The sequence below is a fragment of the uncultured Umboniibacter sp. genome (assembly GCF_947497555.1).
Classification (GTDB): Bacteria; Pseudomonadota; Gammaproteobacteria; order Pseudomonadales; family DSM-25080; genus Umboniibacter.
This window is the reverse complement of the sequence record NZ_CANMGY010000003.1, coordinates 260,217-284,535: the sequence shown is the minus strand read 5'-3', so window position 1 is coordinate 284,535 and position 24,319 is coordinate 260,217. Positions and strand designations below refer to the sequence as shown.

General features: G+C 48.7%; 24 protein-coding genes. 20 read left to right on the top strand and 4 right to left on the bottom strand.

What is annotated here, in order from left to right:
* The first annotated feature begins 81 nt into the window (after positions 1-81).
* The 9 genes from Q0698_RS06130 to Q0698_RS06090 all read left to right on the top strand — a co-directional run bounded on the left by Q0698_RS06130 (position 82) and on the right by Q0698_RS06090 (position 8,936).
* Positions 82-1,266, top strand: a complete 1,185-nt coding sequence (locus Q0698_RS06130; RefSeq protein ID WP_298634771.1) for a hypothetical protein — start codon at positions 82-84, stop codon at positions 1,264-1,266.
* Positions 1,267-1,541: 275 nt separating this feature from the next.
* Positions 1,542-2,696 (top strand): hypothetical protein, encoded by a 1,155-nt coding sequence (locus Q0698_RS06125; protein WP_298634768.1) that lies wholly within the window; start codon positions 1,542-1,544, stop codon positions 2,694-2,696.
* A 301-nt stretch (positions 2,697-2,997) separates the two neighbouring features.
* On the top strand, positions 2,998-4,584 hold the full coding sequence (locus tag Q0698_RS06120) for a peptide chain release factor 3 (RefSeq protein ID WP_298634793.1): 1,587 nt from the start codon (positions 2,998-3,000) through the stop codon (positions 4,582-4,584).
* A gap of 190 nt (positions 4,585-4,774) precedes the next feature.
* Positions 4,775-5,191 carry a biopolymer transporter ExbD gene (locus tag Q0698_RS06115; RefSeq protein ID WP_298634766.1) on the top strand — a complete coding sequence of 139 codons (417 nt, stop codon included), beginning with the start codon at positions 4,775-4,777 and terminating at the stop codon, positions 5,189-5,191.
* 202 nt (positions 5,192-5,393) lie between these two features.
* Positions 5,394-5,984, top strand: a complete 591-nt coding sequence (locus Q0698_RS06110) for a 1-acyl-sn-glycerol-3-phosphate acyltransferase (protein ID WP_298634764.1) — start codon at positions 5,394-5,396, stop codon at positions 5,982-5,984.
* A gap of 38 nt (positions 5,985-6,022) precedes the next feature.
* The gene (locus Q0698_RS06105) at positions 6,023-7,120 is read left to right on the top strand and encodes an AI-2E family transporter (RefSeq protein WP_298634762.1); all 1,098 of its coding nucleotides are present in this window, start codon (positions 6,023-6,025) and stop codon (positions 7,118-7,120) included.
* 4 nt (positions 7,121-7,124) lie between these two features.
* Positions 7,125-7,952: a DUF72 domain-containing protein gene (locus tag Q0698_RS06100; protein ID WP_298634760.1), complete on the top strand. Its 828-nt coding sequence runs from the start codon at positions 7,125-7,127 to the stop codon at positions 7,950-7,952.
* Positions 7,953-8,028: 76 nt separating this feature from the next.
* Complete coding sequence (locus tag Q0698_RS06095) at positions 8,029-8,202, top strand: rubredoxin (RefSeq protein ID WP_298634758.1); 174 nt, start codon at positions 8,029-8,031, stop codon at positions 8,200-8,202.
* Positions 8,199-8,936: a 50S ribosomal protein L11 methyltransferase gene (locus tag Q0698_RS06090; RefSeq protein WP_298634755.1), complete on the top strand. Its 738-nt coding sequence runs from the start codon at positions 8,199-8,201 to the stop codon at positions 8,934-8,936. The genes Q0698_RS06095 and Q0698_RS06090 overlap by 4 nt, the downstream gene beginning before the upstream one ends.
* A 97-nt stretch (positions 8,937-9,033) precedes the next feature.
* Here Q0698_RS06090 and Q0698_RS06085 read toward each other — a convergent pair whose 3' ends face one another.
* The 3 genes from Q0698_RS06085 to Q0698_RS06075 all read right to left on the bottom strand — a co-directional run bounded on the left by Q0698_RS06085 (position 9,034) and on the right by Q0698_RS06075 (position 11,283).
* On the bottom strand, positions 9,034-9,567 hold the full coding sequence (locus Q0698_RS06085) for an aspartyl protease family protein (protein ID WP_298634753.1): 534 nt from the start codon (positions 9,565-9,567) through the stop codon (positions 9,034-9,036).
* A gap of 136 nt (positions 9,568-9,703) precedes the next feature.
* Positions 9,704-10,798 carry a trypsin-like peptidase domain-containing protein gene (locus Q0698_RS06080; protein ID WP_298634751.1) on the bottom strand — a complete coding sequence of 365 codons (1,095 nt, stop codon included), beginning with the start codon at positions 10,796-10,798 and terminating at the stop codon, positions 9,704-9,706.
* 71 nt (positions 10,799-10,869) lie between these two features.
* The gene (locus Q0698_RS06075; protein WP_298634749.1) at positions 10,870-11,283 is read right to left on the bottom strand and encodes a hypothetical protein; all 414 of its coding nucleotides are present in this window, start codon (positions 11,281-11,283) and stop codon (positions 10,870-10,872) included.
* A 117-nt stretch (positions 11,284-11,400) separates the two neighbouring features.
* Between Q0698_RS06075 and Q0698_RS06070 the strand changes: the two genes are divergently transcribed.
* The 9 genes from Q0698_RS06070 to nhaA all read left to right on the top strand — a co-directional run bounded on the left by Q0698_RS06070 (position 11,401) and on the right by nhaA (position 20,307).
* Entirely contained in the window at positions 11,401-12,033 is a 633-nt protein-coding gene (locus tag Q0698_RS06070) for an alpha/beta hydrolase (protein WP_298634747.1), read from the top strand.
* Positions 12,034-12,046: 13 nt separating this feature from the next.
* Positions 12,047-13,150, top strand: a complete 1,104-nt coding sequence (gene zapE / locus Q0698_RS06065) for a cell division protein ZapE (protein ID WP_298634745.1) — start codon at positions 12,047-12,049, stop codon at positions 13,148-13,150.
* 517 nt (positions 13,151-13,667) lie between these two features.
* Positions 13,668-14,096, top strand: a complete 429-nt coding sequence (gene rplM, locus Q0698_RS06060) for a 50S ribosomal protein L13 (protein ID WP_298634743.1) — start codon at positions 13,668-13,670, stop codon at positions 14,094-14,096.
* Positions 14,097-14,109: 13 nt separating this feature from the next.
* Positions 14,110-14,499, top strand: a complete 390-nt coding sequence (gene rpsI / locus Q0698_RS06055; protein ID WP_121877245.1) for a 30S ribosomal protein S9 — start codon at positions 14,110-14,112, stop codon at positions 14,497-14,499.
* 483 nt (positions 14,500-14,982) lie between these two features.
* Positions 14,983-15,579 carry a ubiquinol-cytochrome c reductase iron-sulfur subunit gene (gene petA / locus Q0698_RS06050; RefSeq protein WP_298634739.1) on the top strand — a complete coding sequence of 199 codons (597 nt, stop codon included), beginning with the start codon at positions 14,983-14,985 and terminating at the stop codon, positions 15,577-15,579.
* Complete coding sequence (locus Q0698_RS06045) at positions 15,579-17,807, top strand: ubiquinol-cytochrome c reductase (RefSeq protein ID WP_298634736.1); 2,229 nt, start codon at positions 15,579-15,581, stop codon at positions 17,805-17,807. Before petA ends, Q0698_RS06045 begins: the two co-directional genes overlap by 1 nt.
* 85 nt (positions 17,808-17,892) lie before the next feature.
* Complete coding sequence (locus Q0698_RS06040; RefSeq protein WP_298634733.1) at positions 17,893-18,528, top strand: glutathione S-transferase N-terminal domain-containing protein; 636 nt, start codon at positions 17,893-17,895, stop codon at positions 18,526-18,528.
* Positions 18,529-18,588: 60 nt separating this feature from the next.
* Complete coding sequence (locus Q0698_RS06035) at positions 18,589-19,026, top strand: ClpXP protease specificity-enhancing factor (protein ID WP_298634731.1); 438 nt, start codon at positions 18,589-18,591, stop codon at positions 19,024-19,026.
* A gap of 105 nt (positions 19,027-19,131) precedes the next feature.
* Entirely contained in the window at positions 19,132-20,307 is a 1,176-nt protein-coding gene (nhaA, locus tag Q0698_RS06030) for a Na+/H+ antiporter NhaA (RefSeq protein ID WP_298634729.1), read from the top strand.
* Positions 20,308-20,602: 295 nt separating this feature from the next.
* Here nhaA and glpK read toward each other — a convergent pair whose 3' ends face one another.
* On the bottom strand, positions 20,603-22,093 hold the full coding sequence (gene glpK, locus Q0698_RS06025) for a glycerol kinase GlpK (RefSeq protein WP_298634727.1): 1,491 nt from the start codon (positions 22,091-22,093) through the stop codon (positions 20,603-20,605).
* Between the two features lie 142 nt (positions 22,094-22,235).
* Between glpK and Q0698_RS06020 the strand changes: the two genes are divergently transcribed.
* Complete coding sequence (locus Q0698_RS06020; RefSeq protein ID WP_298634725.1) at positions 22,236-23,066, top strand: SDR family oxidoreductase; 831 nt, start codon at positions 22,236-22,238, stop codon at positions 23,064-23,066.
* Entirely contained in the window at positions 23,063-24,124 is a 1,062-nt protein-coding gene (locus Q0698_RS06015) for a phosphotransferase family protein (RefSeq protein WP_298634723.1), read from the top strand. Before Q0698_RS06020 ends, Q0698_RS06015 begins: the two co-directional genes overlap by 4 nt.
* The last annotated feature ends 195 nt before the right edge of the window (positions 24,125-24,319 follow it).

Here is a 24,319-nt window from a genome sequence, read left to right as displayed (position 1 = left end):
CGAACTGCTATCTCGATACGACGGGCTAGGGGGATAAGCCTTTAGCCAATTCTGATGTTAGCCAAGGGAAGGTAGGCACTGTTGAAGATTTTAAAAATAGTTAAAAGGCTGGGGCTTTTTCTAGCGGCCTATATCACTTACGCGGTTGTTCTGAACTTACCGATATTTGATGCGCAGCCCACTGAGTTGGCGATGAGCTATCAGCAGGGTGAATCTCTATCCGCGGAGCACTATCGGCTTATAGGGTTGACTTATGTGGATCGTGATGCGGAAGAGGTAGGGCGTGAGATACTCGAACGAGCGAGGTTATTCGAACGAGCGAGGTTAGACGAAGAATTTGATCTACGCCCTCACAACAATGATGTGCTTGAGTTGCTCTCGACGGGAGAGTCGGGTAAACGGATACGCCAGTTAGATGTCTCTGAGCTTGTTGGCATTGCAGCCTCTGCAGAAAATGATGTGGTGTTCGAGTCGGCAGGCTGGCAAGAGTTGAATCGCCGACTGACTAGTATCGACTGGGAAGGGTTAGGCAAGACAACACTTGATGCAGAAAGTTATCGGTATTTTTTCATGTATGGCGAGTACTATGATTATCTTTCACTTAGTCTTTGGCAGCTGGTCTACATTATTCGTAACCAAGATGAAGTAGCTCTGGCAGAGTGGTTAGCGCGGTACATGAGCTACATTGAGTACCCTGGTCCATTTTACTATCGCAAGTCGGTTGCCCAGCGCCCTTGGTACAGTTCGGAAACGATGCGTGAACTGTTAGATCTTGAATTCTTGTCAACAGCTGGGCGCAGTAGTGTAACCGCGCAACTCAAGACTTTTATCGAGCGCATTGACAGGAATCGAAGTGCGATCTTGATGCGAGTTAGAGAAAATGAAGCTCGAATCGCTGTCGGAACTCTAATAACCGGGACGCGTCACTTGAGTGTTGCTGGAGTATGGGACGGTAAATACAAGACGTCGGACCGGGCTGAGTCCACTTTGGTGCTCGCGCTTGTAGTCTTCTTCCAACGGCAACGCTTTATAAATCGAGCCGCAGATTACTCCGACAGCCAAATCAATGGAGTGATAGTTACGCACAGACCAATTTTTAGCAAAATTCTTTTTCCTCAAGATATAGTGGGTGAGCTAATTTTGGATGCTCTGTGGCACGTTTCCTCGTATGTACAGTCTATCCATTTTGATGAAGCCGATCAGTTTTGGAATACCTACGTTGATAGTTTAGTGGAATTACGCGCTGAGTTAGCACAGCTGCAGTAGGTGGTTTGGGGTCAGGTCCATGCCGTTATACTGCGCTTTGGTGCGAGCGGAGTTGCATTAGCCTGTTCCAATAGGTTCGTGGAAGTTGTACCTGAGCCTGGGCGCCGAGGCTGGGCAGGTAGAGTTTGATGATGTTCGGACTCACTTTGTTGTGATGGAAAAGAGTAGTTGATTGGGCAGCGTGTTATCATTGACGGGCTAAGGGCTAAGGGCTAAGGGCTAAGGGCTAAGATAGCCAGCTTCGCATGTAGTTAACCACGGGAAGGTAGACACAGTTGAAAATCTCAAAAATTGTTAAAAAGCTTGGGCTATTTCTAGCGGCCTATATCACCTACGCAATCGTACTGAACCTGCCGGTATTTGATGCTAAACCCTCTGAGTTGGTAGTGAGTTATCAACAGGGGGAAGCCTTATCTGCGGAGCACTATCGACGATTGGGGTTAGAGGACCTGGATCGCGATGCTGAAGAGGCAGGGCGTGAACGGTTTGCACTAGCTAAAGCGGAGGGTGATCGAATACCTGTCGATACCAGCGAGCTGATTAGTGCGCTGTCAACCGGCGCAGAGGGGTGGCCGATAACTCGTTACGGTACTGATTTCTCTGAGCTTATGCGGATTGCTGCCATTGACGAAAATGATGAGGTATTCGATTCAGTAGCTTGGCAAGAGCTGAACCACCGGCTGGCGACTACCGATTGGCGAGGTCTAGGTGGTTCGTCGCTTGATCCAGAAGACTATTATTATTTTACGCTGGAGCTAGGGGCGTTGAGCCCGGTGCAGTCAAGGTATTGGCAACTGGTGTACATTATTCGTAATCAAGATGAGCTAGCACTCGCAGAATGGTTGGCTCAACAAATGGAGCTTATTGAGCATCCTAATTCACTTATTGATAGCGCACTTGCTAGCGTGTTTAGTGCCGAATTTATCCGTGAATTACTGGAACTCGAATTTCTGTCAACGGCTACGCGCACTGATTTAACATCGAAAATCAATGCTTTTATCAAGCGAATTGAGAGTAACCGAGGGGAAATCTGGGCTGGAGTAAGGGAGCGAGAAACTCGTTTTGGAGTCGGATTCGCCATAGTTGTTAGCAATCTGAGTGACATCGAGATATGGGATCATTTTGGAGAGGGGGGCTGGGCTTTGTCCGCCGCGGAGCTAATGAGTTTAGTCTTCTTTCAATCGCAGCGATCCGCAAATCGACTTGTAGAAAATCTGGATCGTCTTCAAGACGGAGCGCCAAGCTGCCAGGGTAGATCGCTTGTTCAGCAAATCCTTTGGCCGCAGAACGTGATCGGTGAGATTTTAGGCGACCAGCTATGTGAGGCGATGAATATGACGTCACCGTCATATACTCGCTATGAGGAGGGTTGGAATAATTACGTTGATAGCTTGGTGGCATTACGTTCCGAGTTAACTCAGACTCACTAGACGAAGTGGATACCGCATTGGGGACGGGTACATACGGTTTTGCTCAATTCTGTACTCCCCCCTGAAAGGGTAGTTAAAACAATTGGCGTACCCACTTATGTACCCGACCCCTAATTCGACCCCTAATTGCATTCTACGCCGAGGCATTAACCACCCACCCCGATGGGTGGTTAATAGGGGCTATTGGTAGGCGTATGTACCCGTCCCCAATGCGCGGTCCCCAATGCGCGTCCCAAAACGCGGTTGTGCCTTTTTTCGCCAAAGCGGTTATACTTCGCGCCCCTATTTGTTTTTCAGGTAAATCAACGCCATGTCGGTCAGTGAACACATTGCCAATCGTCGAACCTTTGCGATTATTTCTCACCCGGATGCGGGTAAAACCACCATCACCGAAAAGTTACTGCTGTTAGGGCAGTTGATCCAAAAAGCTGGCTCGGTGAAGGGTAAAGGCTCGGATCGTCACGCTACCTCAGATTGGATGACCATGGAGCAGGAACGTGGGATCTCGGTGACCTCATCGGTGATGCAGTTCCCCTACAATGGCCGAACGGTGAACCTTCTCGATACGCCAGGCCACGAAGATTTCTCTGAAGATACCTACCGGACACTAACCGCCGTAGATTCCTGTCTCATGATTATTGACGCAGCGAAGGGTGTGGAAGATCGAACCATCAAGTTGATGAACGTCTGTCGTTTGCGCGATACGCCCATCATCAGTTTCGTCAATAAGCTGGATCGAGAAATTCGCGATCCCATTGAAACGCTGGACGAAATGGAAGAAGTCTTAGGCATCGCGGCAGCGCCAATCAACTGGCCAATTGGTTCGGGTAAAGAATTTAAGGGTGTTTACAACCTATATACGGACACCATTCACCTCTACAAGGCGGGATCTCGCTCGGTTATTCCTGAAGATATCCGCATCCAAGGTTTGAATTCACCAGAAGCCGATGAGCTGCTCGGCGTTTATGCTGACGAAGTTCGCGAGGAGCTTGAATTGGTTCGCGGTGCGACACACGAATTTGATATCGACGAATACAAGGCGGGTCAGCTTACCCCAGTATTCTTTGGTACGGCGCTCGGTAACTTCGGTGTACGTGAAATGTTAGATGACTTCGTTGAATGGGCACCAGCGCCGCTGGACCGAGATGCGTCGAGTCGTCAGGTTGTCGCCACAGAAGAAAAATTGAGTGGTTTCGTCTTTAAAATTCAGGCGAATATGGATCCGAAACACCGAGATCGTATTGCCTTCATGCGAGTTTGCTCGGGCTCCTATACTCGTGGCATGAAGATGAAGCACGTTCGTATTGGTAAGGATGTCAAAATCGCCGATGCGGTCACTTTTCTCGCTGGCGAACGTTCCCATGTAGAGGAAGCGGTAGCGGGCGATATTATCGGCTTGCATAACCACGGCACCATCCAGATTGGTGATACCTTCACCGAGGGTGAAGAGCTGAAGTTCACCGGAATTCCTCACTTCGCTCCGGAAATGTTCCGTCGAATTCGCCTCAAAGATCCGTTGAAGATGAAGGCGCTACAGAAAGGTCTTCAGCAATTGTCTGAAGAGGGCTCAACGCAGGTGTTCTTCCCAACGCGCAACAATGACATCGTAGTGGGTGCAGTAGGTGTGCTTCAGTACGAGGTGGTTGCGTATAGATTGAAGGAAGAATATAAAGTGGAAGCTGTGTATGAGCCGGTGAATGTGTACACCGCTCGCTGGATTGAGTGTGAAGATCCGCGCATGTTAGAAGACTTCAAACGTAAAAATAGTGAGAATGTGGCAGTTGATGGCGGTGGTCATCTCACTTACTTAGCACCCACCCGCGTTAACTTGCAGTTAACCCAAGAGCGTTGGCCGGATGTTGAATTTAGAGCAACGCGAGAGCATTAATCAATTATTTTGAACTGATTCTGCTAGTTGTTGTCTACTATTAACCTCAAGAGTTGGGTTATTCAGACCGATATCTAACCGTTGGTCACACTTTTGCGAACAAAAACTCCCCTCGGGTGTTTACATCGTACTGGGTAAATGGGCACAATGTGCTCATAGAACTTATTAGTAAATAAATTAGGATTTTAATATGCGTCGCTTTGCGAAACCTGCTGATGACGAAGAAAACGAAATTGACTTAACGCCAATGCTCGACGTCGTATTCATCATGCTGATTTTCTTCATTGTAACGGCTACGTTCATTAACGAAGTTGCCCTTGATTTTAATCGCCCTGATTCAACGGATGATACACCTCCTCCGCCCGATGCACCGCAGAACGCTGTGATCAATATTAACGCGTCTAACGTGATTGAGATTAATGGTCGTCGTGTTGATATCCGTGCGGTAGAAGCTAACGTTCGTCGTATCTTGGCTGAGAACCCAAATGGTTCAGTTGTTGTCATGGCGGCTGAGACTGCCGACACGGGTGTATTCGTTGAAGCGGCTGATGCTGCTCGCGCTGCAGCACCCAACGCGCCGGTTGCTTTGGTTATTGAGGGCGAGTAATCGCTAATCAATTTAATCACGCTAAGCAAGTAGAAAACAAGCCGACTCTAGTCGGCTTTTTTTCGTCTGAAGAACTGGTTCAGTAACGCCTTCAGATCTTTGTTCAGCCCTTGCTCTCAGAATCTAATACTTACATCTTGGCGCAGGGCTGTGCCATAATTAACGATCAAAAAAATAACAAAATAGCTTCGGAAGTGAACAGATGAAAAATTTAGCGGTCCCGAATTCAAATACTCCGATCAAACGCCGACCGATTCTTCGGTTCATTGGTAGGCTATATTTGCGAATTTCGGGCTGGCGCCTGATTGGTGAGTTTCCGGATGTGCCAAAGTGTGTAACGCCGGTAGCACCCCACACCAGTAACTGGGATTTCGCGCATGCCATCGCAATGGTCATGGCAACGGATTTTCGTGTTAATTTTATGGGTAAGCACACGCTATTCGAGGGCTTCTTTGGTAAATTCTTCTACGCAATGGGTGGAATTCCTGTTGTTCGTCATGATCCGAAGGGTCTTATCGAACAAGTGGCTGATCAGCTAAAAGAAATGGATAAAGCTATTTTGGCAATTGCTCCCGAGGGAACGCGCAAGAAAACGGACCATTGGAAAACGGGTTATTTACGTATCGCGTATGCAGCGAATCTCCCTATAGTCCCTGCGTATATTGATTATCCAAGCAAAACCATCGCCTTTATTCCTCCCGTGCCGTTAACTGGCGATTTAGATACGGATATGGAGCGGGTTCAGATGGCTGTTAAACCCTACAGAGGTAAATATCCAGAGCAACATCTGTAGCAATAGTTAGGAAGACTAATTTCAGCCTAGGAGGGCTTATGTACGCAAACCCGTTACTTCGTTTTTTAATTGGTGCCGCAGCATTGGTGGTTGCCGTAGCAGGATTGCAAGCAGCTCAAGCTGCACTGGTGCCGTTATTATTAAGTCTTTTTATTGCAGTGCTATGTGGGCCGATACTGTTTTTTCTTAAACAGCGCAAGGTTCCTACAGGGTTATCAATCTTTTTGATTATGTGTCTGGTCACCGCAGTGTTGGCATTCATGAGCGCCTTGGTTAGCGGGTCAGTGACACAATTCATTAGTGATTTACCGCTCTACCAAAGCCGTCTCACCGAAATAAGCGCTGGATTCCTAGCGTGGGCCGAGACTACGGGTGCATCAATGGGGATTGAAGTTTCAACCGAAACCCTTCGAGAGCAAGTTAACCCTAGCCAGCTTTTAGGTATGGTAGGTAATACTCTGAGTTCCTTTGGTAACTTAATGACGAATACCTTACTCATACTGGTTACGGTGATATTCATTCTGTCAGAAATGGATAGTTGGAAAGGTAAACTCAAGTTCATCGATAAGGGCAACTCGTCCGGTGGCATTGGGGATTCTATTTCTCGTATCGGTGAAACGGTTGTGCACTACATGACACTTAAGTTGTGGGTGAGCTTGGCCACGGGGGTGGTAATTGGTTTATGGTTGTGGATTATCGGTGTTGATTATCCTCTCCTTTGGGCTTTTGTGGCTTTTTTACTTAACTTTATTCCTAACTTAGGATCGATATTGGCAGCTATTCCCGCCGTATTACTAGCAGTGGTGCAATTGGGAGTGGGGCCCGCAGCCTTAACGGCGTTGGGTTATTTAGCGGTGAATATGATCATGGGTAATGTCATTGAGCCGAAAATCATGGGGCGTGGCCTCAATTTGAGCACGCTGGTGGTATTCCTAAGCTTAGTGCTCTGGGGTTGGATTCTTGGGCCCGTTGGCATGTTCTTATCCGTACCGCTGACCATGGCGGTTAAAATAGCTCTTGAGCATTTCCCGGAAACACGCTCTATCGCCATCATGCTGGGCGGAGCAGTACCGGAGGAAGAGCTTGAGCCAATGAGTGACGAAGAACTGAGCCGCATCGCCGGAGACGGAAACTAAGTTCGTGTTGCGACTGGGCTTGGCGCAGTGGCATCATCGCGACTGGACTACTCAAATTGGTGGTCGAGGGCTAGCCGCGTACGCTGAACAGTTTAATACTGTGGAGGCCGGTAGCACTTTCTATGCACTACCATCGCTACAAACGGTGGCTCAATGGTCGCTAGATACCCACAGTGATTTCCGCTTTTCCTTTAAGCTTCCGCAAACGGTTACCCATCGTGGCGGTTTGGTGGCGAATAGCCCAGAACTCAACGAGTTCTTTCGTGTTTTGGATGTGGTGTTAGATCGTTGTGCGCCATTTATGATCCAACTACCGCCTACTTTTACTAAAGCTCATTTTTCATCACTAGAAGCTTTCTTGTTGAGCCTGCCTGCAGGACTTCGGTACGGTATTGAATTCCGTCACCCGGATTTCTTCGATCGAGCGGAAACCGAACGTGCAACGAACCAGTTGCTCTACCAACTTGGTATTGAACGAATTTGGTTTGATACGCGTGCCCTTCGAGCGTCGGCAGCGGATAACGACGCCACCCAAGATGCGCAGCGTAAAAAACCCAACGTGCCTACCTATGGCTATGCCCTAACCGATACACCCATGGTGCGACTGATTTCTCATACCTACTGGCAAGGCGCTAAGGATCACGCTACCCAATGGGCGAAACGTTTCGCACAGTGGGTCGATGACGGGCGTGAGGTTTATTGTTTTGCCCACACTCCTAGTAATGCGAGAGCGCCGGAGTTCGCAGGAGCAATACAGGACCTCAGTGCACAATTCAGTCACCAGATACCGTCCTGGCAATGGCGTAGCGGAACCACTGGAAGCTTACTTTAGTTGGCTAGTGAAAGTCGCACTGGTGGCGGGTATGACAGTATGGCAAAATCGCGCCATTAACTGACTTGAGGTATTTATGGAATTTAAAAAATGGGAATGCATCGTTTGTGGATACGTTTACGATGAGGCCGAAGGCTGGCCCGAAGACGGAATTGCGCCAGGAACCAAATGGGAAGATGTTCCAGAAGACTGGTTGTGTCCTGATTGTCTGGTAGGTAAGGACGAATTCGAGATGGTTCAAATAGGTTGATCACGGACCAAATTGTCCTCAGTGAGCGAATTCGCGCCATTCTACCGGAGGCTAAACTTGAGGTGGTTCAACTACCCGACGCGCCGGAAATTTCGCTCTGTCTGCTAGAGGATAGTTGTTTTAGACGCCCGCTCACCGAACAGGAAGTCAGTGCGGCATGGACGCATCCGCCCTATTGGGCGTTTTGTTGGGCAAGCGGTCAGGCCATGGCGAGGTATCTGCTTGATCATCCTGCTGAGGTGTCGGGAAAACGTGTGGTCGACTTTGGTTGTGGCTCCGGTGTGGCGGGTATTGCAGCGGTTAAAGCGGGGGCGAAAGTGGTTGCCTGTGATATTGATCCCGATGCGCTTCAGGCTACGAAGCTTAATGCTGAACTCAACGGCGTAGCAGTTATCGATGGCGATGAGCGGCTGCACGATAGTCCTAATTCCCTGCTCTGGGATGTGATAACTGAACAGGAATGGCAGAATGCCTTGGTACTCTGTTCCGATATGAATCGTATTGGCTTAGCGGATTGTCTATTGGCAGCTGATGTCTTATATGATCCGCAAAACTTGCCGCTATTGGATGACTTCTGTGCTTGGTCGAAGTCAGTGCTCGTTGCAGACTCTCGCGTGCGAAATTTTAGTCATTCACGCTATCACTGGGAATTCGAAATTCAGTCAATTACGTTGCCGGACTTAGATGAACTGCTAATGCACCGCTGTGTGAATTTTTACCGGAGAACTAACTAGTGGCGACACGTTTCACGGAGCAGTTAAAAGGGCTTAACGAACGCTACTCACTTGCAGCCACTTCAAGCCCGCTTTCACCTACTAAGGTGTTGTTAGTTTAGATTGTAGCGGGCGCAAGCCAAAGCAGGTTGTTCTCGTAGTCAATAATGGCATTGTGCGCTTTCAAATAATCAGAGCCGATAATTGCTGATAAGGTACGAACGTCTTTGCTTCGGTAGACGCGGTTGATATGCTCTAAATTCATCACTTTCATTTCACTGGCCTCCAGAATCTGCTCCCCTAGAGTGAAATCGTTGAAATCCGCAATTTCTAGATAGCCCTGTGAGCCGCCAAGGCCAACCGCACGAATGGATGATTCGCGAGTGGACGCGTTGATACGCTTAACAAAACTCTGGTCGACTACCGTTGTTGTCGCACCACTATCCACTAAAATATCTACTGGGATGCTATTGAGCTGTCCATTAACGATAAAGTGTCCGAAGCGATTCTCGGTCAGTTCAATGGCAATATAGCCTCTGTTGTTGAGTAGGGCGCGAAGATCCTCGGCGTGCACGCTACTAAAAGGTAGTAGAAGTGTGGCAATCAAAATGATGCTGTGAAGCAACTTGCTAAGTGCTGGGATCCGTTTCATCGTGCCACTCCGTGTGAAAATACCTGAGAGTCTCAAGATAGGTGTAGCCGAGTGCTAGCACAGTAGGGAGCGACCGATTTGAATTAGTTGATTTGGGAGGGGGAGATACGCAGAAGTACTATCAAAGCGGAGAATGTTACTCGCTTGGTTGCTCCGCAACTATGAGTTCTGCCTTAAAAGATGCGCCATTACGCCATACCGTCAGTTCGAGTTTTTGGCCGGCTTCAGCGGTCGCTACCTGTCGAGCCACCAGAGCGGGGGAGGTTAGCGGCGCGCCACCCCAACCGATGATGATATCACCCGCCTGTAAGCCAGCCAAATCAGCTGGTCCGTTAGGTGCCACCGAAATTATTCCAAGGCCTTGATCTGTGGGTAAGCCAAGTGAACGTATGAGAGAGTTGGTTAGCGATCCACCGGAGATACCTAGCCAGCCTCGCGATACTCGCCCATTTTCAATAATGCTTTCGACTACATACTTAATCGTTGATGTTGGGATGGCGAAGCTTATGCCTTCGGTGCGGCTACCCAGAACCGAGGTACTTATGCCGACGAGTTCACCATGAGTGTTAACCAATGGGCCACCTGAATTTCCGGGATTGATCGCCGCATCAGTTTGGAGGTAAACACTAGCGCCCGAATTGATATTTAATCGCTCGGTTGCGCTTATGATTCCCTGCGTAACAGTTAAACCGACACCAAAGGGGTTACCGATTGCGAGAACAATGTCACCGACGAAAATTTCGCTAGGCTCCTCAAGGGCAAGGGTATGCAGATTGTTAAGTTCAACTTTAAGTACCGCCAAATCGCTGAAAGAATCGTCACCGAGTAGCTCTGCCGTCGCTTCGCGACCGTCGGCAAACACCACCAAGATATCGGTAGCGTCAGCAATCACGTGACGATTGGTGGCAATGTAACCATCACTGCGAATCACTACTCCAGAACCAAGAACGGTACTTTCATGCTCGTCCTGCTGGAGTAGACCAAGGTTGCGGGAGAGCTGTGCTTGAGCACGATCCTGTTCGGTAGTCTCGGCAACTTTACGAGAATAGATTGACACCACAGCCGGGGCGGCATGATTAACGGCCTGTCGATAGCCGTCTTGAGTTTCTATGTTGTCAGTGGGATTGGGTACTATCGTATCACCACTCAGCACTACAAATCCTAGGGCAACCCCAGCGATAATCGGCCACAGCCAATCTCGAAGGTGTTTTGTGAGGGCGCTAGTTGTCATCCCAATCTTCCCTGTAGGGCGCCTCTTTGGCGCCGTATTGTTATTGTTTTATAATGCTGAATAGGCCGTGATTATATGCGAGGCGGTTCAACGGGCTCATCCTTAAGGCCGTATTCCTCGGAGAGTGTACCTACAGCATTCGCACTTTTAGGCGCCCAATCTCTTGGCGGCTCTGCATGTGAAAGTGATGGCTTAGTGCCGTCGAAATGGCTAGTTAGGTTAATATTAGCAATCTGTTGAGCGCTATCGATTAACTGAGACTGCAAGGTTTCACCCTGGCGGTTGAGCTCGGCGGTAGCTGCTGCCATGTGATCGAAATACGTAGCCAGATCACGGCGAAGTTCAGCAGTTGGGTCAGTAATCGGTTTTTCAGGCTGAATTGACGTGGTTTGCTGAGCTTTGTTAATGCCGGTTAGGTAACCTACAACTACACCAATAACAAGGAAGGCGATTGCAATAAAAATAGGGGTGATAAAACTATCCACGGCTTTCTCCATTAGCTTTTAAAATGGCTGGTTCTGATTAGTTGTAAATAAAGTCTAAAAAACAACGTATTAACCGTTATTATAGAGGTATCTCCATTAAAGCTATAGTACTACTTCATGAACAATCTATTTAGTCAGAAATCACACACGTTTTTTATTGATGGGCCGGAAGGTAAATTAGAGGCGGTCATCGATGGTTGCCCAAAAGATCTTCGTGGCGTTGCTATTGTGTGCCATCCGCACCCGCTCTACGCCGGAACCATGCATAACAAGGTGGCGCATACGCTCGCGCGTGCGTATCGAGACAGTGGTATCGCTGCACTACGTTTCAACTTTCGGGGGGTTGGCGATTCCGAAGGTAGCTACGGTGACGGTGATGGCGAAGTTGAAGACCTGTTGGCCATTAACCGCTGGGTAAATGAACATCGAGGTGGCTTAGTTAAATATCTCGGTGGTTTTAGCTTCGGTTCAATGGTGGCGGCAAGAGGTGCGGCCGAGTGCCAGCCTAAGCATTTATGTTTAGTTGCTCCGCCAGCAGGGAAATATCAGTATCCAACGCAGTATGATTGCCCGGTATTACTTCTCCAGGGTACGGCTGACGAAGTTTGTGATGCCGAGGATGCCTTTGAATGGGCTCGAAATACCACCCCTGCGCCAGCGGTTGAGGTGTTCGATGAGGGCTCGCATTTTTTCCACGGTATTCTTTCAGATTTTAAGCGTCGAGTGATGAAGCACTTGGGCGCTGTGTGAGGAGCAACACATTTTGAGTCCCTACGAACAATGGAAAGCCTTAGTTGATAGCGGCGAATTTAGTTACGATCCCGCGCAAGAGCTAACGGTGACCCGACTAACTGAAGTCTATGACCATCTTTGTATGGCATTGCATGACCCAGCTCCTGTTTCCGTTTGGCGCAAGGTTTTGAAACGGCCAAAGCGGGTTGCACCCATCAAGGGCCTCTATCTTTGGGGTGGTGTAGGGCGAGGCAAAACTTGGTTGATGGATGTCTTCTATGGCGCCATTCCCGGAGAGCGTAAGATGCGGATGCATTTTCACCGCTTCATGCGTCGTGTTCACGGTGATCTTAAACGGCTAGAAAAACGCAGTGACCCACTGGTGCATGTGGCCGACGAGATTGCTGCGGAAACGAAAGTAATTTGTTTCGATGAATTTTTTGTCAAGGATATCACCGATGCCATGTTGTTGGGGCGAATGTTCCAGCTGTTGTTTGCACGAGGGATTACCTTGGTAGCTACCTCCAATATCCCACCAGAAAAGCTCTATGAAAACGGTTTACAGCGCAGAAGGTTTGTCCCCGCGATTGAGATGATTCAAACCCACTGTGAGGTGTTGAATGTTGATAGCGACACGGACTATCGTCTACGCACTCTCTCGCAGGCGGAGCTCTACCATATTGGTAAACCCGAGCAGACTGATGATGCGCTTAGAGCAGCCTTCTCTCAGTTAACAGCGAACCACTCAGGTGGTGAGCGTGCCGTGGAGATCGAATTATTAGGGCGAACGGTAATTGGCCGACGGGTTCATGATGATGTTGCCTGGTTTGATTTTGATGCCCTCTGCAACGGGCCGCGTTCACAGCACGACTATATTGAGCTGGCAAAGGAATTTCATGCAGTGATTCTATCCGGCGTTCCGCAACTCAACGCTCAGATCGAAGATCAGGCTAGAAGATTTGTTTACCTCATTGACGAGTTCTACGATTGCAATGTGAAGCTGATTATTGCCGCAGAGGTCGGCATCCACGATCTCTACGTGGGAGATCAGATGCAGTTTGAATTCCAACGCACCATAAGCCGGTTGTTGGAGATGCAATCGCATGAATACCTTGCTCAGGAGCATAGAGCATAGCGAAAAACTAAGCGCTCAAGTCAACCAACTTGGGCGGTCAATCGTTGAAGCCCTAGAAGATTGATGTGTGCATCTCGTCAGGGTAGTTCTGATTGAGATAGGCCCCCATTAAGTACAACTCTTAGGCTTAAGTCGGGTAGCTCGTATAGGAAGCTCAAAGCTTCTGATCTATAGTTCGCGTCGCTGGCGTATTTTTTTATTAGTTGCGCTAGACAATGGCGTTTGACTTCTATATAGTTCCGCGCCAAAGGTTGAGCACGACAACATGAAGACAAATAGCTCGCCGAATCGAAGGTTCTTCTGTAGCCCCGATTCATATCGATAAGCAAACCAAGGTGTTTGCCCGTTCGTTTACGGTACTTTAGTGATTTCTATCACTGGGTTGCTGTGGTTTATTAATCACGCAATTTGGCTGAGTGAAATGATTTAAAGCTGCTGTCCTGTCTTCTTCTCTTATCGAGAATCTGTCGTGTTCTTTTAGTTTGCGGGAAACCGCCTAGAGCAGGATTTTGTTTTAATGAAAACCTTCAGTGCAAAAGCAGAAGCTGTACAGCGCGAGTGGTTCATTGTTGACGCTAAGGGTAAAACCCTTGGTCGTTTGGCAACTGAAATCGCTACACGCCTACGTGGCAAGCATAAGCCAGAATACACCCCACACGTTGACACTGGCGACTTCATTATTGTTGTGAACGCAGCAGAAGTTAACGTAACCGGTAACAAAGCTAAAGACAAAATGTATCACCGTCACACGGGTTACATTGGTGGCTTGAAATCAATTTCTTTCGAGAAGTTGATCGAGAAAGCGCCTGAGCGCACCATCGAAACAGCTGTTAAAGGTATGCTACCAAAAGGTCCTCTTGGCCGTGTAATGTTCAAGAAGCTTAAAGTATACCCAGGTGCTGAGCACCCACATACAGCACAACAGCCTAAGCAATTAGACATTTAATCGGAGCAGAACAATGGCAGAACAATTCTACGGAACCGGTCGCCGCAAGACTGCTACCGCACGAGTCTTCTTGAAGGCGGGTAGTGGCGCGATCACTGTTAACAATCGTTCATTAGATGAGTACTTCGGTCGTGAAGTAGCTCGTATGATCGTTCGTCAACCTCTTGAGTTGACTGAACTTACCGAAAAGTTTGATATCGCTGTTACCGTTAAAGGTGGTGGTGCTTTCGGTCAGGCTGGCGCAATTCGCCACGGTCTAACGCGCGCATTGATGAGCTATGACGAAACTTTACGTGGCGCATTGCGTGCAGCGGGTTATGTAACTCGTGATGCTCGTGAAGTTGAGCGTAAGAAAGTTGGTCTACGCAAAGCACGTAAGAGCACTCAGTTCTCGAAGCGTTAATTTTCGATCCTATCGACGATTGGCCTGGTGCGAATCGTTGTTCGAAAATTCAAAACCCCGCCCTAGTGCGGGGTTTTGTCGTTCTAGAGTAGTTGTTTCTTAGTACGCTTTCGCTTTCGCCCCTTCACTCTCATCTTTGTTTTTGTGCCTACCTGACACGTGTTGCCCTACGCGCACCGTAAGTTTCCGATGGGCGGCTGAGCCTAAAATGGTGGTGGTTCGTAATAATCAATAGGCACAATAAAGTGCTAAGTGACTAAGGAGGGATTGCAGCGCTTTTAGCTTCCGTCGCGCAGGCACGATGGCGCAAATCGTCTATAGTCTTCAACAATGTCAAAAATTGTCTTAAATCATCGCATTAGCGAGCTAGATAACCTTGTTACTCTTAGGGGTTTCTTATAACATACCAAGATAATTTTAAGTGCAGTAAACGCGGCGATAAGCCTAAGTTTGAAGTGAAGTTGTGATGGGAGAATATGCGTCATGAGCGATGACGGAGTAAATACGGCGCGCCGTAAATTTCTTATCGGAGCCACCGGAGCGGTGGGTGCGGTGGGTGCAGTGGGTGCAGCCGTTCCGTTCGTAGGGTCTTGGGCCCCGAGCGCTAAAGCTAAGGCCGCTGGAGCCCCGGCTCGAGTGAATATCAGTAAGCTTGCTCCTGGCGAGATGATGGTAGGCGAATGGCGAGGTAAGCCAATTTACGTTGTTAGACGTACGCCAGAAGTGCTTGAGGACTTATACAAGATGGACGGCGAACTCCGCGATCCGGAATCTGTAGAGCCAATGCAGCCAGAGTACGCTCAGAACCACTATCGTTCGATTAAGGACGAGTACTTGGTTTTGATTGGTATCTGTACTCACTTAGGTTGTGCTCCTCAGTATCGCCCCGAAGTTGGCGCCGCCGACTTAGGTGGAGATCAGTGGTTCGGCGGGTTCTATTGCCCATGTCACGGTTCGAAGTTCGATCTAGCTGGTCGTGTACTCAAAGGTGTACCGGCACCAGTTAACCTCGAAGTTCCTCCTTACAAGTTTGAAACCGACGGCTTGCTTATTATTGGCGTCGACGAGGAGACTGCATAATGTCGAAAATGAAGTCATTTATGGAGTGGCTCAACTACCGTTTACCGGTAACCGAGGCCTTTAATAAACACGCGGGCGAATACTACGCTCCGAAGAACTTTAACTTTTGGTACTACTTTGGCGTACTCGCGTCCATCGTGCTGGTCAACCAGTTGGTCACCGGGATTTGGCTAACGATGAGCTACGAACCATCAGCGGAAGGGGCATTCTCTTCGGTTGAGTACATCATGCGTGATGTCGACTACGGTTGGATTATCCGCTACATGCACAGTACTGGCGCCTCGGCGTTCTTCGTCGTTGTCTACCTGCACATGTTCCGCGGACTACTTTACGGTTCTTACCGTAAGCCACGTGAGCTGGTATGGATCTTCGGTATGTTGATCTACCTCGCGCTCATGGCAGAAGCTTTCATGGGTTACGTACTTCCTTGGGGCCAGATGTCTTACTGGGGTGCTCAGGTAATTGTTAACCTGTTCGGCGCAATCCCAGGAATTGGCGAAGCACTAGTAGAATGGATTCGTGGTGATTACCTGATTTCAGGTATTACGCTAAACCGTTTCTTTGCCTTGCACGTGGTAGCGTTGCCGATTGTCTTACTGGCATTGGTTGTACTGCATATCCTTGCGCTACACCAAGTTGGTTCGAACAACCCTGATGGCGTAGAAATCAAGGCGCACAAGGATGAGAAAGGTAATCCTGTAGATGGCATCACCTTCCACCCTTACTACACAGTGCATGATCTACAAGCTATTGCAGTGTTCCTGTTTATCTTCTGTGCGGTACTGTTCTTCATGCCAGAGATGGGCGGTTTCTTCTTGGAATACGCTAACTTCGAAGAAGCAAACAACCTGAAGACCCCTGAGCATATTGCACCGGTTTGGTACTTCACCCCGTTCTACGCGATGTTGCGTGCTGTAACCATTGACATTGGCCCGCTGAGCTCTAAGTTCCTTGGCTTTATCGTCATGGGTGCTGCCATTGCCGTATTGTTCGTCTTGCCTTGGCTTGATCGTGCGAAAGCGCGTTCAGTTCGCTACAAAGGTAAAGTGACGTTCATTATGCTGGGTCTGTTCGTGAGCTCTTTCATCATCCTAGGTGTGCTAGGTGTTAAAGCCGCTACACCGTCGCGTACCGTGCTAAGTCAGCTGACTACGACGATTTACTTTGCGTTCCTACTGGGTATGCCATGGTGGTCGCGTGCGGGTATCAAGACTACCGGCACCTACGTAAGTATGTGGTTCTGGGGTGTGTTGATTGCGGGTATCTCGTTATCAGCGATTTCAACCACTATGTCTGGGACTGAAACCGATGTTCACATGATTGCAACAGCAGTCTATGGCTTAATCGTTGCCGGTATCTTCTTCATCATGCCTTGGCTCGTTGCGGCTGACAGTGAGAAGCAAGAACCTGAGCGTGTAACTATGGACGGTGGCATGGGGCCAATGAAAGTTATCCTATGCCTAGTTGCCGTTGCATTATTAACAGCGCTGCCGCTACAGGCCAGTGCAGCGGGTGGTTCAGGCTACCCGCTAGACTCTGCGAACGTTGACGTGAGTGACCAAGAGTCACTCCAACGTGGCGCCGCGTTGTTCACGAACTACTGCATGGGTTGTCATAGTCTTAAGTTCCAGCGCTTTGAGCGCACGGCGGATGACCTGGGAATTCCCCATGACATTATGCAGGAGAACTTGAATTTCTCTGGCACAACTATTGGTTCGCTTATGGAAATTCCAATGACGCCAGACCTCGGTAAGCAGTGGTTTGGCGCAGCACCACCGGATCTTACTTTGGTAGCTCGCGCTCGCGGTGTTGACTGGTTGTACACTTACCTGCGTACCTTCTATAAGGATCCTTCACGTCCAATGGGTGTGAATAACAAGGTTTTCCCTAATGTTGGTATGCCGCACGCACTGTTAGAGCTTCAAGGTCTGACCGAATGTGCTCCAGGGCCTGTTTTGGCCGCTAATGGCGGGCAGAAACGTGATCCGTTGACAGGCGCGCCATTGCTAGAAGATCCATGTGGTACGCTAGCGATTGTCGAGCCGGGCAAGCTATCAGCTGAAGAATATGACCAAGCCGTTTACGATTTAGTTAACTTCTTGGCCTACACGGCAGAACCTACGCAATTGACGCGTGAGCGTATTGGCATGTTTGTGTTATTATTCATCGCAGTATTCTTCGTATTCGCATATCTTCTGAATCGCGAATATTGGAAAGACGTTCACTAAACACTTGTTTAGCTGAATTTATCGAGGGCAGCTTTTACAGCTGCCCTTTTGTGCTTTTATATTTTGAACAGTCGAGGTAACTTCTATGGGTGTTGTCGCTAAGCGATCCTCCATGACATTTTTTTCTAATGCCACTTGTCAATTTTGTCACCGCGTTCGTATTGTTCTCGCTGAGAAAGGCGTCACGGTAGAAATCGTAGACGTTGATTTAAATGACAGACCGCAGGAATTACTCGAATTAAATCCCTACGGTACCGTTCCAACCTTGCTTGATCGTGACTTAGCTTTGTACGAGTCAAAGGTGATGATGGAATATCTTGATGAGCGATTCCCGCACCCACCTCTACTACCTGTATATCCTGTTGCGCGAGCTGAAAGCCGCCAGTTGATGTATCGAATTGAACGTGATTGGGCGCCGCTCATCAGTGTTATTCAGACTCATGAGGACCCTAAGGTTATCGAACTTGCCCGTAAGCGACTGCGTGAAGGTCTACTCTCTACAGCGCCGGTATTCGGTGAGCTTGACTACTTTATGAGCGAAGAGCTGACGTTGGTAGATTGCTGTATGGCTCCTATCCTGTGGCGCTTACCGCTACTGGGTATCGATTTGGGCGAAGGCAAGTCTGCTGAATTACTGCAGGGCTATATGACGCGCCTTTTCGAACGCGAGTCGTTCCAAAACTCATTGACGGATTTGGAAAAAGAGATGCGTGATCTATAATTAAGAATACGGTCTCACAATGGCGCCTTTTGGCGCCATTTTTGCTTTAAGGATGTAACAATGAAGATGACCCCCAATAGAGGCTATGTTTGTAGAGCTGTCTACGACTGGATTCTTGACAATAACGCGACCCCCTATCTCTATGTCAATGCATTAGCTAAAGATGTAGAAGTCCCTCAGGAATACGTTAGTAAAGGCCAGATCGTGCTCAACATTGCGCCTTCGGCTGTACAGAACTTAGTCTTGCACAATGACGGTATTAGCTTTAATGCTCGCTTTGGTGGCATCCCTAGAACCATCTGGGTTCCTATCTGGGCAGTGTTGGGTTTGGTTGCGCAGGAATCCAACGAGGGGATGTTCTTTGATCCTCAGGAGATTGAGCCTTACTCCCTCAGTGAGGGAACAATATTAGCAGTAGATAGTGATGACCCTGATCCCGACTCGCCCCCGCCTTCGTCAACTACTAAAGGACGTCCTTCGCTTAAGGTTGTAAAGTAACGGCATAATTAAACAACGCGAACAGAGATCATCTCGCGCTCAGAGATGGAACATTACCACGCGTTTGGAAATGCTTTAGAACACTACTTAATAATAGGAAAACCTATGCTCAAGGATTTTTTACGTTGGGAAGCCGCAGGCGGAATGCTGCTTGTGATTGCAATGGCTGCAGCGATGATTGTGGCGAATACGCCGCTGAATGAATATTATCAGGCTTGGTTGGATTTAATTGTTCAGATTCGAGTAGGTTCTCTCGATATCGAGAAGCCACTTCTCCTATGGATTAACGATGGACTCATGGCTGTTTTCTTCCTCATGATTGGCTTGGAAGTAAAGCGTGAGGTTTTGGAAGGTGAGTTAAGTTCCCCCGCGCAGATTGTATTGCCAGCCTTCGCAGCAGTAGGTGGGATGTTGGTCCCCGCTCTGGTCTATGCCTACTTCAACTGGGGTAATGAAGCGGCCATGGCAGGGTGGGCAATCCCAACGGCTACGGATATTGCTTTTGCCTTAGGGATTTTGAGCCTGCTCGGAAACCGCGTACCGCCAGCACTAAAGGTTTTCCTACTAGCACTCGCAATTATGGATGACCTAGGCGCTATCATTATTATCGCGATTTTCTACACCTCGGATTTAAGTACGCTTTCTTTAATCTCTGGTGGTATCGCTTTACTCGTTCTGATTTTATTCAACGTGTTAAACATTAAACACCTTGGTATCTTCATGATTGTTGGCACCATCATGTGGGTATGTGTATTGAAGAGTGGGGTTCACGCTACGCTGGCAGGGGTCGCACTCGCCTTTACCTTGCCGCTGAAGTTCAAAGACGGTACTGAGGGGTATGTCCACAAAGTTGAGCATGCCGTTCATCGCTATGTCGCTTTTATGATTTTGCCCATTTTCGCCTTCGCAAATACGGGGATCAGTTTCTCCGGTATTCCGTTAGCTGATGCAATGGGGAGTATTCCAGTCGGTATTGCTGCTGGCTTAGCCGTGGGTAAGCCAATAGGCGTGTTCGTTTTTGCCGCTATCCCAATTCTAGTCGGCTGGGCAACCCTACCCAAGGATGTTTCTTGGTCCGCTTTGTTCGGAGTGGGCTGTATCTGTGGCGTGGGGTTAACCATGAGTCTGTTCATTGGTACACTCGCTTTCTCGGGAGCAGGTGGTGGCGGCGAGGCTGGGATCATGATTGACCGAATAGGTGTATTAGCCGGTTCTTGGATCTCCGCAATCGTAGGCTTCTTCGTGCTCTGGCTGGTGCTACCAAAAGTAGCCAGAGGCTGATGATTCATCCAGAAGCTGCCTAAGCTGGTAGCTTCATAGAGTTATGCAAAACCGAGCGCTCGAAGGAGTTGCTCGGTTTTTTTTGGATTAGCGATTAACTACTGGGAGCTCGGTCATCTCCAAGTTAGCAGCGGCCATTACGCGGAGGCTAGGCACTGTCAGAATACTTGGCATTATGGAAGCGCGAGTTAAGACCTAGCTAACTAAATAACTTCTTAACTTCTTAAATGCTTAACTTCTTAAATGCTTAACTTCTTAAATGCTTAACTTCTTAAATGCTTAACTTCTTAAATGCTTAACTATTATCCAAACGCTTGAGCTCATGACTTACCGCAGCATGCCATCTTGATAATAATGTCTCTCGGATCGCAGGGTCGACTTTGGGATCAAAGCGATCGCCAACGTCCTTGGGTTGAGGTAGAGCCTCTAAGTCGTTAACAATGCCGGCACCGAGAGCCGCCAAATAGGCAGCGCCAAGCGCCGTGGCCTCGGTAAAGCCGCTGCGCTGTATGCTTAGTTCAGAGACGTCCGCCAACCACTGGCAAAAGAGTGAATTATTCACCATTCCGCCATCTACTTTGAGCTGCTTTAGCTCCACACCATCGGAGCGCATCGCCGCGAACAAATCAGCACTTTGAAACGCGACACTTTGTAAGGCGGCACTGGCTATGTGGCGTTTATCAGTGCCGCGCGTCATACCGCTAATACTCGCACGAGTGTCAGCAGCCCAATGTGGCGCACCTAAACCCGTAAACGCGGGCACCATGACCACTCCGTGATCAATATCAACCGCTGCGGCCAAGTTCTCACATTCATCGGCAGAGGAAATAATACAAAGGGAATCTCTTAGCCACTGAATGACGGCTCCCGCCATGAATATTGAACCTTCAATGGCATAGTGAGTTCGGCCATTAATTCGGTAGGCAACGGTAGAGAGAAGTTGGTGTTCACTGTAAACAATACTAGATCCAGTGTTCGCCATGGCAAAGCACCCGGTACCATAGGTAGATTTTATATCTCCGGATTGCCAGCAGCGTTGTCCAATTAGTGCCGCCTGCTGATCACCTGCAACGCCTCGAATCGGAATGGAATGGCCGAAAAGTGAGGAGTCGGTTTCACCAAAGTCATCAGCGCTATCGTAAACATCGGGAAGTATCGCTTCCGGGACGCCAAATAGCGTCATCAACTCTTCGTCCCAACATTGCTTGCGAATATTGAACAGCTGAGTTCGCGACGCATTCGTGGCATCGGTAGCATGGACCTCGCCGCCGGTGAGGTTCCAAATAAGCCAGCTATCCATCGTACCAACTAGCACGTCGCCCTCGATCATGAGTTCCCTAGCGCCAGAAGTGTTCTCGAGGAGCCACTGAATTTTTGAGGCTGAAAAATAAGGATCGAGCACTAAGCCGGTTTTATGTTTGATGCCTTCGCCAAGATTCTGCTCGCGCAAGCGGCGGCAGACGGACTCGGTACGTCTATCTTGCCACACTATGGCGGGAGCGATGGGTTTCCCCGTACTTCGCTGCCACGCCACAACCGTTTCTCGCTGATTAGTTATGCCTATTGCAGTGATATCCTCAGCGCTAAGATGGGCCTTATGAAGAGCTTGGCGTACGGTAATTAATACAGATTCCCATATCTCAAGCGCGTCGTGCTCAACCCAGCCGTTGCTGGGGAAGAACTGTTGAAACTCGACTTGATGGCTAGCAACCTCAGTAAAGTCAGCAGCAAAGATAATCGCTCGTGAACTGGTCGTCCCCTGGTCGATAGTGAGTAGGTAGCTCATAGGTATCCTCAGCGATTAAAATACAAATTCTGGAGTATCACTCTACCCAGTTTTTGGCTTTGATGCATCTTCGCTAATGATTTACCCTAGTGCAATTTAGACGCTACCGCGTGTTAAGCTAGATCCGAAATAGGAGCTAAGAATGAAAATAAAAGACTCTCGAATTGTGATCACTGGGGGAGCGGCTGGCATTGGCGCAGCGCTTGCGAGATGCTTTCACGCAGCGGGTGCTAAGCAGATTATCATCGTTGATCGTGATGCCCTAGCAGCCAAGAAAGTAGCCGATGATGTAGAAGGGCTGAGCGCTAGTCTTGATGTGTGCGATGAAGTTGCACTCAAGGAACTTGTCGATCGCATTGAAACTGAAGAGGGGGCCATCGACCTATTCGTGTCCAACGCCGGAACAGGTAAAGGTGACGGCGAACCTTGGTGGGCCACTTCGGCAAGCAACGACGATTGGAATTTGCTCTGGCAACTTCACGTGATGGCACATGTTTACGCGGCTCGTGCATGCTTACCGCATTTCATAGCCAGAAAAACAGGCTGGTTTCTTAACACCGCCTCGGCTGCAGGCTTGCTAAATCAGATTGGTGATGCGGCTTATTCAACGACTAAGCATGCAGCAATTGGCTTTGCTGAATCGTTGGCCATTACCCACGGTGACGACGGGATTGGCGTATCAGTCCTCGCTCCACAGGCGGTCGCAACCGGGCTTATCGGGATGGCAGACGGACATAGCGACATAGCGGGGGTACTGACCCCGGATCAGGTAGCCGAAAGTGTTTTAGCGGGATTAGAGTCGGGAGACTTTATGATTCTGCCACACCCTGAAGTTAAGAAATTTTTTGCGGCGAAAGCCGATAATTATGGCCGGTGGATAGGTGGAATGAGGAAGTTACGCCGACAGTCGATAGCCATTAACCCAGAATCAGGTATTAGACTACCGGTCAGTCAACTCAAGGAGTCAAAATGAGCAACAACACTACTGTGGACATCAAAGCGGGTGAAGAATTGAATTGGGATGACCTTGAGGCTTGCCTGCGCACGAATATATCGGGATTGGAGGGTGAGATGTCCGTTCGCCAATTCCCTGGTGGGAACTCGAATTTAACCTATGAAGTCAAGTTCGGCTCGCGCTCACTTGTGTTGCGTCGCCCTCCGTTCGGTACCCGACCAAAAAGTGGGCACTCAATGCATCGCGAGTACTTTGTGATGTCGGCACTCAAAGATTCCAGTATTCACGTGCCTCAGACCTTGTTTTATACGGATGATGAGAGTGTCATCGGCGCAGAGTTCTATGTGATGGAGCGGGTAGAGGGGACCTTAATTCGGAATCAGTTCCCGTCCGAATGGTCGCTCTCCAATGACGAAAAACGGGCACTCGTATTTAGGGTGTTTGACGAGTTGATTGCCCTCCATAACACGGATATTGAAGCCGTTGGTTTAACAGAGTTTGGTAAACCAGAGGGGTATATCGAACGTCAAATTGGCGGTTGGAATAAGCGTTTTAACAAAGCGAAGACCGATGATGTCGATGATTTTTTGGACGTTCAGGCTTGGCTTGAGTCTAATCGCCCGAGTAAAGAGATTGGCGCCTGTATTGTTCACGGTGATTTTCGCCTAGATAACGTCATCATCGATTCGGATACCCGAGAAGTTGGCGCGGTCCTAGATTGGGAGATTTCAGCGCTTGGCGATCCGCTGATGGATTTGGGAAATACGTTGGCTTATTGGATCCAAGCGGATGATCCTGATTATATGAAGGGTCTGATCACCCAACCGTCAATGGATGAAGGAATGCCCACACGTGATGAAATTTTGGCGTACTATTCAAGTAAGACTGGAATTGATACCACTAATTTTAAGTTCTACTTAGTATACGGCTATTGGCGTAATTTGGTTATTCTGCAGCAGATTTATTACCGCTACTATCACGGGCAAACTCAAGACCAGCGATTCGCAATGTTTAAGGCAGCTGTTAACGCGATGGGTAATCATTGTCGAAAGCTCGTTCAGCTTCCGGGTAATTAACGGGCACTAAGCTAGAGTCAGAGCATATACATCATGTTGGTCAGCGGGCGTTTGTTAACAAAATAATGCTGATTGTCGTCACTCCCCGAGTGCTTTGAGCGCTCGGAAAGTGACTATGATCCGGACCATATATTGGATTATTACTCTGTACTCGTCGTAACAATCAGATCGACTGTCCGAAATTTCGAGACCTCT